General features: G+C 73.4%; 16 protein-coding genes. 5 read left to right on the forward strand and 11 right to left on the reverse strand.

Annotated elements, in window-relative coordinates; genetic code table 11:
- Nucleotides 1–121: 121 nt before the first annotated feature.
- The 6 genes from ACZ4EF_RS04805 to ACZ4EF_RS04830 form a co-directional block, all read right to left on the reverse strand.
- Nucleotides 122–844: a DUF4230 domain-containing protein gene (locus ACZ4EF_RS04805; RefSeq protein WP_401715398.1), complete on the reverse strand. Its 723-nt coding sequence runs from the start codon at nucleotides 842–844 to the stop codon at nucleotides 122–124.
- 112 nt (nucleotides 845–956) lie between these two features.
- Entirely contained in the window at nucleotides 957–1,874 is a 918-nt protein-coding gene (locus ACZ4EF_RS04810; RefSeq protein ID WP_467502786.1) for an oxidoreductase, read from the reverse strand.
- 397 nt (nucleotides 1,875–2,271) lie between these two features.
- Entirely contained in the window at nucleotides 2,272–3,198 is a 927-nt protein-coding gene (locus ACZ4EF_RS04815) for a GlxA family transcriptional regulator (RefSeq protein ID WP_355344686.1), read from the reverse strand.
- Nucleotides 3,195–3,803 carry a cysteine hydrolase family protein gene (locus ACZ4EF_RS04820; protein ID WP_467502788.1) on the reverse strand — a complete coding sequence of 203 codons (609 nt, stop codon included), beginning with the start codon at nucleotides 3,801–3,803 and terminating at the stop codon, nucleotides 3,195–3,197. Before ACZ4EF_RS04820 ends, ACZ4EF_RS04815 begins: the two co-directional genes overlap by 4 nt.
- 243 nt (nucleotides 3,804–4,046) lie before the next feature.
- Nucleotides 4,047–5,489, reverse strand: coding sequence for a glycoside hydrolase family 10 protein (locus tag ACZ4EF_RS04825; RefSeq protein ID WP_467502790.1), 1,443 nt, complete (start codon nucleotides 5,487–5,489; stop codon nucleotides 4,047–4,049).
- A 279-nt stretch (nucleotides 5,490–5,768) separates the two neighbouring features.
- The gene (locus ACZ4EF_RS04830; RefSeq protein ID WP_355344695.1) at nucleotides 5,769–6,878 is read right to left on the reverse strand and encodes a LacI family DNA-binding transcriptional regulator; all 1,110 of its coding nucleotides are present in this window, start codon (nucleotides 6,876–6,878) and stop codon (nucleotides 5,769–5,771) included.
- Nucleotides 6,879–7,116: 238 nt separating this feature from the next.
- Here ACZ4EF_RS04830 and ACZ4EF_RS04835 point away from each other — a divergent pair, with 238 nt between their 5' ends.
- Nucleotides 7,117–7,836: a hypothetical protein gene (locus ACZ4EF_RS04835; protein WP_467502792.1), complete on the forward strand. Its 720-nt coding sequence runs from the start codon at nucleotides 7,117–7,119 to the stop codon at nucleotides 7,834–7,836.
- Nucleotides 7,837–7,844: 8 nt separating this feature from the next.
- Here ACZ4EF_RS04835 and ACZ4EF_RS04840 read toward each other — a convergent pair whose 3' ends face one another.
- From ACZ4EF_RS04840 to ACZ4EF_RS04855, 4 genes are all read right to left on the reverse strand, one after another.
- The gene (locus tag ACZ4EF_RS04840; RefSeq protein WP_391047407.1) at nucleotides 7,845–8,327 is read right to left on the reverse strand and encodes an OsmC family protein; all 483 of its coding nucleotides are present in this window, start codon (nucleotides 8,325–8,327) and stop codon (nucleotides 7,845–7,847) included.
- A gap of 23 nt (nucleotides 8,328–8,350) precedes the next feature.
- Nucleotides 8,351–8,986 carry a GntR family transcriptional regulator gene (locus tag ACZ4EF_RS04845; protein ID WP_401853265.1) on the reverse strand — a complete coding sequence of 212 codons (636 nt, stop codon included), beginning with the start codon at nucleotides 8,984–8,986 and terminating at the stop codon, nucleotides 8,351–8,353.
- Nucleotides 8,944–9,204 (reverse strand): hypothetical protein, encoded by a 261-nt coding sequence (locus ACZ4EF_RS04850; protein ID WP_467502795.1) that lies wholly within the window; start codon nucleotides 9,202–9,204, stop codon nucleotides 8,944–8,946. Before ACZ4EF_RS04850 ends, ACZ4EF_RS04845 begins: the two co-directional genes overlap by 43 nt.
- A 90-nt stretch (nucleotides 9,205–9,294) precedes the next feature.
- On the reverse strand, nucleotides 9,295–10,020 hold the full coding sequence (locus tag ACZ4EF_RS04855) for a SanA/YdcF family protein (protein ID WP_467502797.1): 726 nt from the start codon (nucleotides 10,018–10,020) through the stop codon (nucleotides 9,295–9,297).
- Between the two features lie 139 nt (nucleotides 10,021–10,159).
- On the opposite strand from ACZ4EF_RS04855, the gene ACZ4EF_RS04860 reads away from it, so the two are divergent.
- The 4 genes from ACZ4EF_RS04860 to ACZ4EF_RS04875 all read left to right on the forward strand — a co-directional run bounded on the left by ACZ4EF_RS04860 (nucleotide 10,160) and on the right by ACZ4EF_RS04875 (nucleotide 14,368).
- Entirely contained in the window at nucleotides 10,160–10,591 is a 432-nt protein-coding gene (locus ACZ4EF_RS04860; RefSeq protein ID WP_467502799.1) for a gamma-glutamylcyclotransferase family protein, read from the forward strand.
- Between the two features lie 432 nt (nucleotides 10,592–11,023).
- The gene (locus ACZ4EF_RS04865) at nucleotides 11,024–12,274 is read left to right on the forward strand and encodes a deoxyguanosinetriphosphate triphosphohydrolase (RefSeq protein ID WP_467503058.1); all 1,251 of its coding nucleotides are present in this window, start codon (nucleotides 11,024–11,026) and stop codon (nucleotides 12,272–12,274) included.
- Between the two features lie 289 nt (nucleotides 12,275–12,563).
- A complete protein-coding gene (locus ACZ4EF_RS04870; RefSeq protein WP_355344716.1) occupies nucleotides 12,564–13,826 on the forward strand; it encodes an NAD(P)/FAD-dependent oxidoreductase in 1,263 nt (420 codons plus the stop codon).
- A gap of 53 nt (nucleotides 13,827–13,879) precedes the next feature.
- Nucleotides 13,880–14,368, forward strand: a complete 489-nt coding sequence (locus ACZ4EF_RS04875; RefSeq protein WP_355344719.1) for a GNAT family N-acetyltransferase — start codon at nucleotides 13,880–13,882, stop codon at nucleotides 14,366–14,368.
- A gap of 36 nt (nucleotides 14,369–14,404) precedes the next feature.
- On the opposite strand, the gene ACZ4EF_RS04880 is transcribed toward ACZ4EF_RS04875, so the two are convergent.
- A complete protein-coding gene (locus ACZ4EF_RS04880; protein ID WP_467502800.1) occupies nucleotides 14,405–16,333 on the reverse strand; it encodes a glycoside hydrolase family 9 protein in 1,929 nt (642 codons plus the stop codon).
- Nucleotides 16,334–16,368: the final 35 nt, after the last annotated feature.

The raw sequence follows: 16,368 nt of genomic DNA on the forward strand, positions 1-16,368 counted from the left end.
CGCCAGCCCCCCGCCACGCCCCCCCACCCCCACAACCCACGCTCCCCCCCAGAAGCGCCCCCAAAGCTACCCCCTGCTCCCCCCCCGCGCGCCGCCCCCCCGGCGACCGTTTGAGACGGGGTCAGGAGGACGTGGGGCCGGCCGTGGTGGGAGTCGCGCTGCCGCTGGGCGTCGGGGCGGTCTTCGGGGGCGGGCCGAAGACGACGTTCACGTGCTCGAAGCCGAGCGAGGTCAGCAGGTGCTCCAGCATGAATTTGGTGTTGGTCTCGGCCCGCGCGCCCAACTCGGTCTGCTTGGCGGCGTCCTGGATCTTCTGCGCGGCCAGCTCGTTGAGCTGCTGGGCGTTGCCCGGGTTGTCGCCGAAGAAGTCGCCGATCCGGTCGAAGAAGCCGCGCTGCTGCGAGACGACGTAGGAATGCTTGGTGTCCAGCGAGGTCCGCTCAAGTGCCGCGTGCGGCAGGCGGATCGTCGCGGACTTGCGGTCGGCGGAGACCTTCACCGCGTCGTTGCCGACGGAACCGAGATCGACGTACGCGTCGACGCTGCCCGCGCCGACGTACAGCGTGCGCTTGCCGCGCACCGCGGACGGCAGGAATTTGGCGTCCTTCTCCAGGTCGACGACGACCTCGAAGTTGCCGCTCGCGCCCTCGAAGCGGTTCATGTCCTGGATGGACTTCAACAGGACGGGACCGCTGCGGTCCTTGTCCTTCTCCGCGAACGGATTCGGTATACCGGGCAGCAGATTGGCCTTGCCGAGCAACAGGAACAGCAGCGCGAGTACGACCACTCCGATAGCTGTCCGCGCCCACCAGGGCATACGTCCCGCAGCACCACTGATCGCCATGACCGCGTCACCTCCTGAAGTGCCGGGTACCCGCGCTCGGCGATTCCATGAGCCGAACGTGCGCTCGACATAGGTGAGTTGGTACGGCCGGTCCGGGGTCGCGCCCGGCGGCTCACAGGGCGTACGTGACCCCCGTCAGCCGCTCCGACGCCTCCCACAGCAGCTCGCCGGTCACGTCGTCACGGGTCCTGGGCAGCCGCCAGGCGCGGGCGGGCGCGCCGCGCAGGCCCGGCGCGCGCGGGCCGGTGAAGGAGTCGGGGGCGACACCGGGCGCCGTCGCCGCGTAGAGCGTGGGCAGCGCCCCGCGCTCGGCCGACTGCGCCAGCAGCCGGTTGCCGAAGACGTAGACGCGCTCCACGCCCCTGCGGCCCTCCATCAGCGCCCCGCGCGTGTGCAGGTCCGTCGCCGCGTAACCGGGGTGCGCCGCCGCGGCCACGATCCCCGAACCGGCCGCCGCGAGCCGCCGCGACAGCTCGTGCACGAAGAGCAGATTCGCGCTCTTCGACTGGCCGTACGCCGTCCAACGGCGGTACCCGCGGGTCGCGTTGAGGTCGCCGAGACGCACCCCGGCCAGCACGTGGGCCACGCTCGACACCACGACGATCCGGGCCCCGCGGTCCGCCGCCCGCAGCCGTGGCAGCAGCAGGCCCGTCAGTGCGAAGTGCCCCAGGTGGTTCACCCCGAACTGCTTCTCGAGACCGTCGTACGTCAGGCCGTACGGCAGTGCCATCACCCCGGCGTTGTTGACCAGCAGGTCCAGCGACGGCTCCTCGTACGCCTCCGCGAACGCCCGCACGCTTCCCAGGTCGGCCAGGTCCAGCGGCCTGAACACCGCCTGGGCGTTGGGCACTTCGGCCTGGAGGCGCTTCAGCGCCGCCGTCGCGCGCTCCGCGTCCCGGCACGCCAGCGTCACGCGGGCGCCGCGGCGGGCCAGTTCCCTGGCCGTGCAGTAACCGATGCCGGTGTTCGCGCCCGTCACCACGGCCGTCCTTCCGGACTGGTCCGGAACGCTCTCCGCCGTCCAGCTCATGACGTCCCCCTCCCTCACACCTGACTACCCGTCAGGGTAGGACTCTTGGCGGCGTACGGTGCCCCCGTAGGTTCCCGTCCTGGACGGTTCTTTCGCGGCGGGCGGTGGGCCGATCTTCAGGGGTGCGGCCTCGGGCGGTTCCTCTGCGCTGGGCGGCGCGCCGGTCTTTCCGGGGGCGCGGCCCCGGGACGGTTCCTCTGCGGCGGGCGGTGGGCCGGTCTTTAGGGGCGCGGGGAACTGCGCGACCAACCACCGCGCTCCCGCAGGTCACCACCCGCCCCGGCGGGGCAGTTCGGTTGGTCCCGGACCACCGGCGGGTGGGGGTGGGCCGCGCAGCTCCCCGCGCTCCGACGGGGCACGAGCCGTGCGCAAGGTGAGCGCGAAAGGGGCCACGGCCTCACGCGGAGGCGAGGTCCGGGCGCCGGCGGGCGCGGAGGCGCCGGAGCATGCGGGCGTCCTGGAAACCGACGGCGCGGGCCGCGGCTTCGAGCGTGGCCCCCTGCCCGATGAGATGCTCGGCGCGCTCGATGCGCAGCTCCTGTTGGTAGCGGAGCGGCGTGAGCCCGGTGGAGGCGGTGAAGCGCCGCGTGAGGGTGCGCTCGCTGAGCCCGGTGGAGGCGGCGAGGTCGGCGAGGGCGAGGTGGTGGGCGAAGCGGGCGTCGATCAGATCCTGGGCCCGGTGCACGGCGTCGCTGAGGTGCCCGCGGTGCCGGAGCATGGCGCTGGTCTGGAGCTCGTCGCCGTTGCGCCGGGCGTAGACGACCATCTGCCGGGCGACGCGGGCAGCGGCGCCCGGCCCGTGGCGGACGGCGACCAGGTGCAGCGCGAGGTCGATGCCGCTGGCGATCCCGGCGGAGCTGACGACGCGGTCGTCCACGACGTAGAGGACGTCGCGTACGACGGTGGCCCGCGGATAGTCGCGGGCGAGTTCGTCCTGCACGTCGTGGTGGGTGGTGCAGCGGCGGCCGTCGAGCAGCCCGGCCCGGCCGAGCGCGTCCGCCCCCGCGCACACGCTGGCGACGGTGCCGCCGCCCGCGTGGTGCGCGCGCAGCCACTCCAGGGTCGCGGGCGTGAGCGCGCCGTTCTCGTGCAGCGTGTGGGCCCGCCAGCCCGGTACGACGATCAGGTCGTCGGCCGTCAGCGCGGGCGGTTCGGTGGCCGCGCGCAGCGCGACCCCTTGGGCGGTGGGGACGTCTTCCCGCTCGGCGACGTAGTCCAGCCGGTACCCGAGGCCGTAGTCGGCGGCCGTCGAGAACACCTGGGCGGGGCCCGCGAGGTCGAGCAGATGCAGGTGGGGCACGAGCAGGAAGACGACCCGGGTCACGATCCGGTCAGCTCCTTGACGGTCGAGACGGTGGCGAAGCGGCCCGCGAGAGCGTACTCGGTGCGCGCGATGATGTCCGCCGGGAGCAGCGTGCGCGGGTCGGCCAGCACCTCGGCGAGCGGGCGGCCCGTCGGCGCGTCGCGGTGCTCGATCGGCTCGGTGGCGGTCGCGTCCACCACGAAGGTGACGTCGTAGCCGAGGTCGGAGGCCAGCCGCGTCGTGGTCTCCACGCACTGCTCGGTGCGGATGCCGCAGGTGATCAGCGAGCGGATGCCGCGCGCGGTGAGGATCTGCTGGAGATTCGTGGTCGTGAAGGCGTTGTGCGCGGTCTTGACGAGCAGCGGCTCGCCCTCGGCGCGGGTCAGCCCATCGATCAGCCGTACGTGGCCGCTCTCCGGGTCGAAGACCGTGTTCGAGCCCGGCTCGGAGTGCAGCACCCAGATCACCGGGTGCCCCTGCTCGCGGGCGTGGTCGACCAGCCGCGCCACCCGCGTGGCCACCTCGGGGTCGGACGCGGCCTGCCAGCTCTCCCGCTGCCGGAAGGACTCCTGGACGTCGATGACGATGAGCGCGGTCGCGCTCGCGGGGTTCGTGTTGTCAGCCATGACTCGATCGTGCCCCCGGCGCGGGCCCGCGGGTAGACCCGATCATGCCCCGCTGCGGAACGATCCGGTCACCCGGCGGGGCACCGGGGTACGCCCCCGCGTCGGACTCGCCCGCGGACCGCCCGACGCCGCCCCGCCCCTCGACATCGCCGCGTTCGGCGAGCGGGCGGTGTCTCGACGACGACGCGGTGGCGGTGCCGGTGCATCCGGTCGTCGAGGAGTAGCCGCCCGCTCGCCCGGCTCTCAACTCACCGTGCAGGCAGCGCCGTTGAGAGTGAAGCCGGTCGGCTTCGGGTTACTGCCCGACCAGTTGGCGTTGAAGCCGAAGTCCACCGTGCCGCCCGCCGCGATCGTCCCGTTGTAGGACAGATTCGTGGCCGTCGCCGCGGTGCCGCTCTGGGTGACCGTCGCGTTCCACGCCTGCGTGACCGTCTGGCCCGGCGCGAAAGTCCACTTCAGCGTCCAGCCGTTGACCGGCGCGGAGCCGTTGTTCTTCACCGTCAGATTCGCGGTGAAGCCGGTGTTCCACTGATTGACCCCGTATGTCACCGCGCAGCCGCCACCGCCGGGCGGGGTGGTGGGCGGAGTGGTCGGGGGCGTGGTGGGCGGTGTGGTCGGCGGTGTGGTGGTCGTGCTGCCGCCGAGCGCCGTACGCACCGCGGTGTAGGCGGGCTTGGGCTGGTAGTTGTCGTCGTACAGCAGAGCCGCGCCCTGGCCGGGGAAGACACCCGGGATCCACGAGGTCGCGTCGGAGACGCCCCACACCGTGATGCCCACACAACGCGACACGCCCAGGCAGGCGTTGACCACCGAGGTGTAGTCATTGGCCTGCTGCTGGAGCCTGGCGGCGTCCGACGGGGTCTGCATCCGGATGTCCAGCTCGGTGATGGCCACGTCCACGCCGAGGTCGGCGAAGCGCTGGAGGTTGGCCTTGAGGGTCGACGGCACCTGGCCGAGGATCAGGTGTGCCTGGAAGCCGACGCCGTCGATCGGAACGCCCTGCTGCTTCAGCGACTTGACCAGGTTGTACATGCCGTCGCTCTTGGGGCCCGTGCCCTCGACGTTGTAGTCGTTGAGGTAGAGCTTGGCGCCCGGGTCGGCGGCGCGGGCGGCCGTGAACGCGTCCGCGATGTACGACGAGCCGAGCTGGTTGTACCAGAGGTCCTGGCGGAAGGTGCCGTCCTCGTTGAACGGCTCGTTGACCACGTCCCAGTGGACGACCTTGCCCTTGTAGTGCGTGGCTTCGTCGGTGACGTGCTTGATCAGGATGTTGTGCAGCTCGGTGTTGCTGAAGCTGCCGGAGGTCAGCCAGTTGGGGAGCTGGCTGTGCCACACCAGATTGTGGCCGCGGACCTGCATGTTGTGCGCCTGCGCGAAGTTGGCGATCGAGTCGCCCGGCGCCCAGTTGTACGTGCCGCGGCTCGGCTCGACGGTGTCCCACTTCATCTCGTTGCCGGGAGTGACCATGCCGAACTGGGCGCCCGCGATGGGCCCGCTGGCGCCCGTGGCCTCGCTCGCGGTCAGGGCGGTGCCCATGTAGATGCCCTTGGCCGCGGCCAGGTCGCGCAGCGGCGGGTCCGCGGCGTGCGCCGACGGCACGGTGACGGCGATCAGCGCCGCCGTCGCCGCCAGCAGCGCCGCGCCGGATCCGCCGATGGCGGATCTGAGGGCTCGCTTGGAGAACATGTGTGAATACCTCTTCCAAGTGGGGGATTGGAGCAGGCAGTTCGGTACGCGTGGTTGCGAGCGATGCGCGTGGGACGAGGGAGGAACGCATCGAATGTTTCGATACGAATTCCGACTGCGGCGCAGACCCTACGGGCACCCCACCCGGCCGTCAACACCCCCGGCAATCACCGCACTTCGGACGGGGCGGTGCGCGTACGCCTCGGCGTGCGGGCGGGCGTGCGGGCGTGCGGGCGCGCGGGCTCGCGGGTGAGTGAGCGTGCGGGCGCGCGAGGACGCCTAGGCGGGGGACTGCGTGCTGCTGCGCTCCACCAGCCGGGTCGCCAGATCCACCCGCAGGGTGCTCGGCTGCTTGCCGCGGCTCAGGTCGAGCACCAGCCGGGCGGCGGCCTCCGCCATCTCGGTCAGCGGCTGCCTGACCGTGGTCAGCGGCGGGCTGATCCAGCGCGACAGCGGCAGGTCGTCGAAGCCGATCACGCTCACGTCGCCCGGAATGCTCAGCCCCAGCTCGCGCGCCGCCTCGTACAGTCCGAGCGCCTGGAGGTCGTTGCCGGTGAAGACGGCGGTGGGCCGCTCCGGCAGCCGCAGCAGTTCGAGTCCCGCGGTGTAACCGGCCTCGTGGTGGAAGTCGCCCGCCCTGACCAGCGCCGGGTCGAAGGCGACCCCCGCGGTCTCCAGCGCGGCGCGGTACCCGTCGATCCTGGCCCGGCTGCACATCATCCCCGCCGGGCCGCCGATCACACCGATCCGCCGGTGCCCCAGCTCCAGCAGGTGCCGGGTGGCGGCCACCCCGCCCTGCCAGTTGGTCGCCCCGATCGCGGGCACGTCCTCGCCGGGGTCGCCCGCCGGGTCCATCACCACGAACGGGATGTCCCGGCTGGTGAGCTGCGCCCGCTGGGCCGGGTCGAGCCCGGACAGTACGAGGATGACGCCGGTCGGACGCCGGGCCAGCACCCCGTCCACCCACGTCTGACCGGGGCTCAGGCGGCCCGCCGACTCCGAGAGCACCACGCTCAGGCCCTCGACCCGCGCCACGTTCTCCACACCCCGGATGACCTCCATCGCCCACGCGCTCTCCAGCTCGTGGAAGACCAGGTCGAGCAGCGGCGCGGGCTGCGCGTTGCCGCGCCGCCGCTGGTAGCCGTGGAGGCGCAGCAGCTCCTCCACCCTGCTCCGCGTGGCGGGCGCGACATCGCCGCGGCCGTTGAGCACCTTCGAAACAGTCGGAGCCGAGACGCCCGCGGCCCGGGCGATCTCGGCGAGGGTGGCCGCGCCGGCGCTGCCGCCCGCGTTTCCACCCGCGCTCGCGCGGCCCGCCGCTCCCGCCGCGCCGTTCGACGGCGTGTCGGGCTGGTCGGCTGTCCTGGACGGTACGTCTGCGGCGCTCATGCCTGCGATCGTAGCCCGCCGCCGCCCCATCCGTCCGACCCCGGGGTGCCCCCTGTTTCCCCGGCAACAATCGGTAACCGACTCGAATTATTCTCCGCGTCGTCCCTCACTGCTTACCTGTGCCCCTCGGGGCGCGGGGAGCCGCACGGCCAGCCGTGACGCCGCGCGGCCGGAAACGGGGGTGGCATGGCCGATTCCGGGCGGGCGGCAGGGGGAGCGAGAGTGCGACGGTGACGGGATGAGCTTCTTCCAGGACGTGCCAGAACCGCCGACCGCGCCGGAGCCGGAGCCCCGGCCGCGTCCCCCGTGGGAACGGTCCGTCTACGTGCTTCCCGCGTCGGTGCCGGGTGACGTGGTGCTGCTGCGCTCGGACCGGGCGGCGGTCTGGATCGGCGGGCTGCGGGCGTACCCCAACGGCTTCGTGTTCCACCTGCGCGCGGTCCTGCGAAGGACCCCGGCCAACGGAGCCTGGCTGGGCAATCCCCTCGACGGCCGGTCCAACCCGCTGCGTCCGCCCGAGCCGCAGAGCAATCTGCGGCTCGGCCTGCGGTACGCGGACGGCCGACGCGTCGCGACGCAGGGCGGGATGCCGGTGCCCTGGCCGGGCGACGACGACACGGAGGCGATCCGCCTGATCAGCCAGGGCGGCGGCGGCAGCGGTCTGACATGGGAGGCGAGCTTCTGGACGTATCCGCTGCCGCCGGACGGCCCGGTGACCGTCTTCACCTCGTGGCTCGACGCCGGGGTGCGTGAAGCGTCGGTGGAACTGGACGGCGCGGCGATCCGGGCGGCGGGCGGCCGGGCGGTCCGCCTGTGGCCGCAGGACGAGGACCCCGAGGACGAGGACGGCTACAGCTACGTGACGAGGACGCTGACGGTCGGCGACGCCGAAGCGGACGGGGACGGGGACGGGGACGGGGATCCCGAGACCGCACCCGGCACCGCACCGGGCGCGTAACCGGACGCTCATGGGGCCGAGACCGTCACCGACGGCTCGTGCCGCACCGGGAAGTTCACCGAGTTGGCGATGAAGCACAGCCGCTGGGCCTCCTCGTGGAGGGCCTGGGCGGCGGCGGCCATCGCGGGGGAGGCGACCTCGACGGCGGGCCGGAGCACGGCTTCGGTGAAGTGGCCGCCGCCGTCGCCGGTCTCCCGCATCGTGCCGGTCGCGTGGTCGGTGTAGCCGGTGACGACCACGCCGTTGACGGCGCAGACGTGGAGGTACGACAGCAGGTGGCACTGGGAGAGCGCGGCGAGGAGCAGCTGCTCGGGGTTCCAGCGGTCGGCGTCACCGCGGAAGGCGCGGTCGGCGGAGCCGGAGATGGCGGGGAGTCCGGCCGCGGTGACCTCGTGCGTACGGTCGTAGTCGCGGTAGGAGCTGGTGCCCGTGCCGCGGTTGCCGGTCCAGACGACCTCGGTCTCGTAGGAGTGCTGACGGGCTGACGGCATGGCTCGATGTCCCTTCGGGTCGCTCAGTCGGTGAATCGGGCGCCGCAGGTGTCCAGAACGTGGCGGCGGGCCGCCTCGGCCGCCTCGCGCGCCCGGCCCCCGGTGATCGCGGCCAGCAGCTCCCGGTGCTGGGCGTTGACCTGGGCGGGCCGGTGGGGCGGGTCAAGGGAGGCGCGGGTGGAGACGAGGATCTGGTCCCACAGCCGGTCGAGCGAGGCGAGCGCCACGGGGTTCGCGGCGAGTACGGCGATCCGGCCGTGGAAGCGGCGGTTGTGGGCGACGGCCTCGGCGAGGTGCCCGGCCAGCGTGGCCTCTTCCGTACGGTCCGCCTCGCGGACCAGCTCGGCCAGGTCGGCGGGGGCGATCCGGCCCTCGGCCTGGCGCCCGGCGGCCAGCTCGGCGGTGAGCGCCTCCAGGGCGGCCCGCACCTGGTAGGCGTGGCGCAGCGCCTCCGCGTCCAGCGCGACCACCCGCACACCGCGCCCCGCCGAGTGGACCAGCCCGTCGGCGACCAGCGCGCGGAACGCCTCGCGCACCGGCGTCCTGCTCATCTCCAGCGACAGCGCGACCTCGGTCTCGGTGAGCCGCTGGCCCGGCGCGTAGGCGCCGTCCAGGATCAGGTCACGCAGCCGCGCGCGGGCGGCATCGGTCTGCTGCACCCGGCCGAGGCTAGCTTCTGCATGCATTGCATGCAATGCATGCAGAAGGCCGGGGCGTACTTCTCCGCCCGGACCCGTAGCGGCCCCGCCGCGACCCGGTCCAGCGCCTCTTCCCAGCTCGCGGGCGCCGACTCGCCGTCCGCGCCCCGTACCAGCGGCCCGGTCAGCCGCACCGCCGTGGACAGCACTTCGGTCGAGGCGCGGCCCTTGCCGCACAACGCCCCTCCGTCGAGGCGCGGCCCTCGCCGCACAACGCCCCCCGGTTCACCGGGAATGCCGTCCGCTCCACCACCTCCGGCCCGTCCGCCTCAGCGCACGGCCCCGCCCGCGGTGAGGGCGTGTGCGACCCCGGGCTCGCGCGGCCCCAGGAAGTGCGGGTTCGGGCGAATCACCACGTCCGCCGCCGCCTTGCCCGCGGCCAGCAACTCCCGTACGCCGCCCGCGTACCAGGTGGCGTCGTGCGGCTCGTCGACGGCGATCCCGTAGGCGTCGATCCCGGCGGCCTCGCAGAGCGCCAGGGCCCTGCGTATGTGGAAGTCCTGGCTGACCAGGACGGCCCGGTCGACCCCGAAGACGCGCTTGGCGCGGCTGCACGAGTCCCAGGTGTCGAAGCCCGCGTAGTCCAGGACGACCTTGTCGGCGGGCACGCCGTGCGCGGCCAGGTAGGTGCGCATGGCACCCGGCTCGTTGTACGACGTGCGGCTGTTGTCGCCGGTGACCAGCACCACGCGTATCCGGCCCGTCCGGTACAGCGTCGCCGCCGCGTCCAGCCGGTGCGCCAGATACGGCGACGGTTTCCCGTCCCAGAGCCCGGCGCCGAAGACCACGGCTACCGGCTCCTTCGGCACGTCGGCAAGCGTGCGGACGCGCCCGCCGTCGGCCAGCCGCAGCCACGTCGCGGGCAGCAGCGCCAGCACGCACACGGCCACGCTCCACCGCAGCAGCCGTCGCCACCCCCGCCGCGTGCGCGGCAACCGCGCCCATGACGGCTTCCACCCCTGGACCCGCGCCCCCCACGTCCGCGCCCACGTCATACCGCCGCCCCCTGACCCGTCATCGCACCCGCCCCTCGCCGACCCGTGCCCCCTCCGTGACCGACGCCGGACACCCCCGCCCGGTTGCGTTATGGATCACAGTAGGACCCACCACTGACAACGCCCCCGGAGCGCCCGCGTGACCGACCCCCGCCTCCCCTTCTTCCTCTACGGCACGCTGCTGCCCGGCGGGCGCAACCACGGCGTGCTGCGCGGCCGGGCCCTGACCTGGACACCGGCCGAACTGCCCGGCGCGCTGCTCTTCCACGGCCCCGGCTACCCGTACGCCGTCCCCGACCCGGCGGGCGAGGGCGTCGTCCACGGGGCGCTGGCGGCGGTCGGCCCCGAGGGGTACGCGGACGTCCTCGCCGACCTCGACCGGCTGGAGGAGTACGCGCCGGGCGCCCCCGCCAACCTCTACGAGCGCCGCCGTTCGCACGTGCGCACGGCGGGCGGACCGACCCCCGCCTGGGTGTACTTCGCGGCCGACCGCACCGCCCGTGAGCTGCTGCTCTCCGGCGAGCGGGTCTCCGGCGGCCGGTGGCCGCACAGCGGACCCGCGGCCGGGTGAGAGCACCGAAACCGGCTGTCGCGCCCGCGCGAACGACGAGGCAATCCGGCGCTCGCCTCGTACTTCACCGCACCCGGCCGCTTCGCCGCGCAGACCTCGGCCGCCGCGCCCTGGATCGCCGCGGCCCCGCTCGGCGCGCACGACGCGATGGCCGAACTCGTACTGCGCCGGTACGACGAAGCCCTCCGGTACGACGAAGCCCTCCGCTACGACGGAACGTTCCTGGGCGCCGACGCCCGCCGTCGGGGCAGGTCAGCGCGGGCCACGGCGGCCCGGGCGCCGGTCGCGCGCCCGGTCCGCCACCCGCGCGTACGCCGCCGGTCACCGGGGCCGGTTACCGTCACGGGTATGGAAGAGAAGGACCGGTCACAGCGGGCGGCATCCGCGCACCTGGGCCCGTACGAGCGGTACGGGCCCTACGGCGAGGCCGATATGGAGCGGTATGTCGCGGAACCGGACAAGAGGCCGGGCCGTACGGCGTTCCAGCGCGACCGGGCGCGGGTGCTGCACTCGGCGGCGCTGCGCAGGCTGGCCGGGAAGACGCAGGTCGTGGACCCGGGCGTCAACAGCGCGGCGGCGATCGACACCAGCCCGCGCACCCGGCTGACGCACTCGCTGGAGTGCGCGCAGGTCGGCAGGGAACTGGGCGCGGCGCTCGGCTGCGACCCCGACCTGGTGGAGACGGCGTGCCTGGCGCACGACCTCGGGCACCCGCCGTTCGGGCACAACGGCGAGCTGGTCCTGGCCGAATTCGCCGAGGACTGCGGCGGGTTCGAGGGCAACGCGCAGAGCCTGCGGCTGCTGACCCGGATCGAGCCGAAGAAATTCGTGCCGGACCCGGCGGGCGGCGACGCGCTGGTCAGCGTCGGCCTCAATCTCACCCGCGCCGCGCTGGACGCGGCGACCAAGTACCCGTGGGCGCGCGGCGGCCACCCCACCACGCCCGGCAGCCCCAAATTCGGCGCGTACGAGGACGACCTGCCGGTCTTCGGCTGGCTCCGGAAGGACGCGCCCGACGGCCGCCAGTGCTTCGAGGCGCAGGTCATGGACTGGGCCGACGACGTCGCGTATTCGGTGCACGACGTGGAGGACGGCCTCCAGGCCGGGCACATCGACCCCGGCGCGCTGACCTCCGCCGCCGAGCGCGCCGAGGTGTTCGGCTGCGCCGCCGCCCGCTATGTGCCGCCCGGCACCGACCCGGCCGAGCTGGCCGCGGCCCTCGACCGGCTGCTCGACCAGCCCTGGTGGCCGCACGGCTACGACGGCACCGCCCTCGCCCAGGCGCGGCTCAAGGACGCCGCCTCCCAGCTCATCGGCCGCTTCTGCCTGGCGGCCGAGAGCGCCACCCGCGAGCGCTACGGCACCGGCCGCCTCACCCGCTACCGCGCGGAGCTGGTCGTGCCGCGCGAGCAGCGGCTCGAATGCGCCGTTCTCAAGGCGGTCGCCGACCGGTACGTCATGCAGCGCGCCGCGCAGGCCAAACGCCGGGCCGAGCAGCGCGTGGTGATCGGCGAGCTGGCGCAGCGGCTGCTGGAGCGGGCCCCCGAGGGCCTTGACCCGCAGTTCCGCGGGATCTTCGACGCCGCCCCCGACGACCGCGCCCGCCGCCGCGCCGTCGTCGACCAGATCGCCTCCCTCACCGACGCGGCGGCCACCGCCCTGCACGCCCGGCTGCACGCGTAACCGCCGGAAACGGGGCGTCCGGTACGCCGGGATACCCGCCCGGCATATGGCCGGATGCCCACTGGGCAGAAGAAGCACGAGGGGATGGACGGCGCGGCGCTCTTCCGGACGGCCCTGACGTGCGGGACGCTCGTATGTACGCACAAGCAGGACGCACGAGCACGACGCGCCCTCAGACGCACCGCACGACGCACGAACAGAACGCACAAGCACCACGCACGCAGCACCGCACGACACGTACACGTACGCTCGCACACGTACCGATCGCCGACCCGCCTGGAGGGCCACCGTGGTGGACGCACACGAAACCTTCGTGATCGTCGGAGCAGGGCTCGCCGGGGCGAAGGCGGCCGAAACGCTCCGGGCCGAGGGTTTCACCGGCCGGGTGATACTGATCGGCGACGAGCGCGACCACCCCTATGAACGCCCGCCCCTGTCCAAGGGCTATCTGACCGGCGCCGACGAGCGCGACTCGGTCTTCGTGCAGAACACCTCCTGGTACGCCGAGCACGACATCGAGCTGCACCTGGGCCAGCCGGTCGTGCACCTGGACCCGGCCGCCAAATTCGTCCGCCTCGGCGACGGCACGACCCTGATGTACGACAAGCTGCTGCTCGCCACCGGCTCCGAGCCGCGCCGCCTGGACATCCCGGGCACCGACCTGGCCGGGGTGCACCACCTGCGCAGGCTCGCGCACGCCGACCGGCTCAAGCACGTGCTGACCAGCCTCGGCCGGGAGAACGGCCACCTGGTGGTGGCGGGCGCGGGCTGGATCGGCCTGGAGGTCGCCGCCGCGGCCCGCGGCTACGGCGCCGAGGTCACCGTCGTGGAGTCCGCGCCGACCCCGCTGCACTCGGTGCTCGGCCCCGAACTGGGCGCGGTCTTCACCGACCTGCACGCCGAGCACGGCGTCCGCTTCCACTTCGGCGCCCGGCTCACCGAGATCACCGGCCAGGACGGCATGGTGCTCGCCGCCCTCACCGACGACGGCGAGGAGCACCCGGCGCACGACGTGCTCGCCGCGATCGGCGCCGCCCCGCGCACCGCGCTGGCCGAGAGCGCGGGACTCGACCTGGTCGACCCGGCCGAGGGCGGCGGCATCGCCGTGGACGCCTCGCTGCGCACCTCGAATCCTGACATCTTCGCCGCGGGCGATGTCGCCAACGCCGAACACCCGCTGCTCGGCGGCCGGTTGCGCGTCGAGCACTGGGCGAACGCGCTGAACGGCGGCCCCGCCGCGGCCCGCGCCATGCTCGGCCGCCCGGTGTCGTACGACCGGGTTCCGTACTTCTTCTCCGACCAGTACGACCTGGGCATGGAGTTCTCGGGGAACGCGGCGCCCGGCTCGTACGACCAGGTGGTGTGCCGCGGCGATGTGGGCAAGCGGCAGTTCATCGCCTTCTGGCTGAACGAGGGGCGGGTGCTGGCGGGGATGAACGTCAATGTGTGGGACGTCACCGAGCCGATCCAGCAGCTCATCCGCTCCGGCCGCGCGGTCGACCCCGAGCGGCTGTCCGACCCGGCGGTGCCACTAACCTCGTTCCTGGACTGACCAGGAGCTTCCTTCCTGGACCGGCCGGACCGACCAGGAAGGGACACCCCGCCGTGCCCGTCACCCGTACCGCCGTCGTGCCCGTCGAGGAGATCTTCGCCCTGCGCTGGGCGGTGCTGCGGACCGGCCTGCCGCGCGAGACCGCCGTCTATCCGGAGGACTCGCGCGACGGCACGTTCCACATCGCCGCCTACGACGAGGAAGGCGCGGTACGGGGCTGCGCCACCTTCTTCCCCGAGCCGCTGTCGGGGGACGACGCCCTCGCGGACGCGGATACGGCCGGGGCGTCCGCGTACCGCTTCCGCGGCATGGGCAGCGCGCCCGAGGTCCGCGGCCAGGGGTTCGGCGGCGCGGCCCTGATCGCGGGCCTGCGCGAGGCCGCGGCCCGCGGCGCCGAACTGGCCTGGTGCAACGGCCGTACGTCCGCCGCCGGTTTCTACGAGCACTTCGGCTTCACGGCGATCGGCGAGGAATTCGTCGTGGAACCGATCGGCCCGCACTACGTGTTCGTCACCAAGGACCTCGCGCGGGGTCCCGCGTAGGCCGTCGCCCAGCGCCTCTCCGCCTGTTGCCGAACGCTACTTCGACAGGTAGAAGGCCAGCAGCCCCGACGCGTCCATGTCCAGCGCCGGCTCCGAGCTCTGCCACGACCGCACGTCGTCCACGTACCGGCTGCCGCGCCCGTTGAAGGCGCTGTACGGGTCCGCGCCGCCGGGCGGGCACGGCCGCATGCCGTCCAGGTAGTCGCCGAGGCCGTCGCTGAACTGCTCAGCGCCGTTGGGCCCGTTGACGATCGCGCCCACCTCCAGCGGTCGTGAACCGGTCAGGCTCCCCGCGAGGTTGCCCAACTCGCCCGCCGTGCAGCGCGGGAAGGTCTGCCCCTGGCCGACCATGAAGGACGTGCCCCAGGCGTTCGCCCCCAGCAGCCAGTCGAGTTGCTGCACCGCGAAGCGGTCGAACGAGGTGTCGCCGGTCACCGAGCGGTACAGCCGCGTGGTGGCCGCGAGACCCAGCGTGTGCGAGTCCGCGTCGAAGTCGTCGTAGACCGCGCCCGCGTGGAACGGGTCAGCCGCCGCCCGCCGTTGCCCGGCGGCGATCTGGCCCTTCACGTAACCGACCAGGTCGGCGTACGTCACCGCGAGGCCGCGCGGGTGCCCGGCCGCCCTGATCGCCCGCGCCAGGTCGAGGTCGGCGAGCGCGCTGGTGTCGTACATGTTCAGCGTGTCCGCGCCCGCCTCGCTCTGGTGCGCCTTCGCCCAACTCGCCGCCTGCTTCAGCCAGTCCGCGCCGCGCCGGTCGTGCAGCCGCTGCGCCGCCAGCGCCAACTCGGCCCCGCCGAAGGCCAGATCGTCCTTCCAGCTCGTCTCGGGGTAGTAGCCGTACGGCACGGTGGTGACGAGCGTGCCAGGGCGCGTGTCGGCCAGGCCGTAGATCTGCGCCGCGGTGTTCAGATACGCGCGGGCCTTGGCGGGCGCGGTGGCCGCGTACCGCTGGGCGGCGAGCGCGAAGTCGGCGGCGAGCCGGCCCGCCTGGTTGGGGCTGAGCTTCGCGCCCGGGGCGCCCGCCCTGAACACCGGGCGGTTCTTCAGGAACGGGTGCGCGGAGTCCTTGTCGTCCTTCTCCGGCAGCCGCCACACGTCGTGGTCGCCGACGACGCTGCCGCTGTCCGTACCGGAGCCGAGGCCGACCTGGATGTACAGCGTCTTCGTTGTGCCGTCCCACATCTTGTCGAGCCAGTCCAGGCCGTGCTGCGCCTCGCCGCCGAGAGCCGACGCCGGGCCCGCGCCGGTCTGCCGGGCGGCGATCTGGAGCGCGGCGACGGCGTACGAGGTGGTCTCGGTGAACTTCAGGTAGTCGCCCGCGTCGAACCAGCCGCCGGAGACGTCCACCGGGGCCGCGCCCGCGATCTTCTTCGGGGCGGCCTTGACCGTGTCGCCTTCGGGGTCGGTGAACGACGGCCACGCGTAGACGGCGGCGTGCGCGTCGTTGAGATGCGACGGCTTGCGCCGCAGCTGCCCGGCGATCGTCCTCGCGCCGTCGCGCTGGGCCTGGAAGAAGGCGGTGGCGTCGGCGGCGGGACGGCCGAAGACGGCCTTCGCCGAGCCGATGGTGAAGGCGGGGGAGGAGGCGGTGGCGGTGCCGCCGACCACCAGCCGGTAGGTGCCGGGCGTGCGCACCGCGCTGAAGTCGATCAGGTAGACGGCCGGATACGCGCTGTTCCAGCGGCCCAGGCTCGCCCCCGTGCTGCCGTGCGCGACGACCCGGCCGCCGCGCCCGACCAGCTTCCACGACGCCTCGCCGACCGCGCTCTTGGCCAGCAGGAACGCTTCTTTGGCGCCGCTTCCCGCGTAGCCGACCTGGTTCACCCGGACCTCGCCGGTGGTCGCGGCCTGGGCGGTGTCCGCGCCGCCCGCCAGCGACAGCGCCGCCAGCACGGCGGTCGCGGTGACAGCCGTCGCCGCGGCGGTGGTCCATCTGCGGAGCGGCCTTCTGCGAAGCTCGGGCATGCGGCTGTGTCTCCCCACGACTTCGGAACCCCAAT

The organism is Streptomyces sp. NPDC025721 (genome assembly GCF_055558595.1).

Excerpts from the sequence above, each read along its gene's own strand:
- ACZ4EF_RS04830 (WP_355344695.1), bottom strand. The coding sequence starts at position 6,878 with ATGAGCGCCGCAGACGTACCGTCCAGGACAGCCGACCAGCCCGACACG.
- ACZ4EF_RS04880 (WP_467502800.1), bottom strand. The coding sequence starts at position 16,333 with ATGCCCGAGCTTCGCAGAAGGCCGCTCCGCAGATGGACCACCGCCGCG.
- ACZ4EF_RS04855 (WP_467502797.1), bottom strand. The coding sequence starts at position 10,020 with ATGACGTGGGCGCGGACGTGGGGGGCGCGGGTCCAGGGGTGGAAGCCG.
- ACZ4EF_RS04805 (WP_401715398.1), bottom strand. The coding sequence starts at position 844 with ATGGCGATCAGTGGTGCTGCGGGACGTATGCCCTGGTGGGCGCGGACA.
- ACZ4EF_RS04840 (WP_391047407.1), bottom strand. The coding sequence starts at position 8,327 with ATGCCGTCAGCCCGTCAGCACTCCTACGAGACCGAGGTCGTCTGGACC.
- ACZ4EF_RS04825 (WP_467502790.1), bottom strand. The coding sequence starts at position 5,489 with ATGTTCTCCAAGCGAGCCCTCAGATCCGCCATCGGCGGATCCGGCGCG.
- ACZ4EF_RS04865 (WP_467503058.1), top strand. The coding sequence starts at position 11,024 with ATGGAGCGGTATGTCGCGGAACCGGACAAGAGGCCGGGCCGTACGGCG.
- ACZ4EF_RS04810 (WP_467502786.1), bottom strand. The coding sequence starts at position 1,874 with ATGAGCTGGACGGCGGAGAGCGTTCCGGACCAGTCCGGAAGGACGGCC.
- ACZ4EF_RS04820 (WP_467502788.1), bottom strand. The coding sequence starts at position 3,803 with ATGGCTGACAACACGAACCCCGCGAGCGCGACCGCGCTCATCGTCATC.
- ACZ4EF_RS04835 (WP_467502792.1), top strand. The coding sequence starts at position 7,117 with ATGAGCTTCTTCCAGGACGTGCCAGAACCGCCGACCGCGCCGGAGCCG.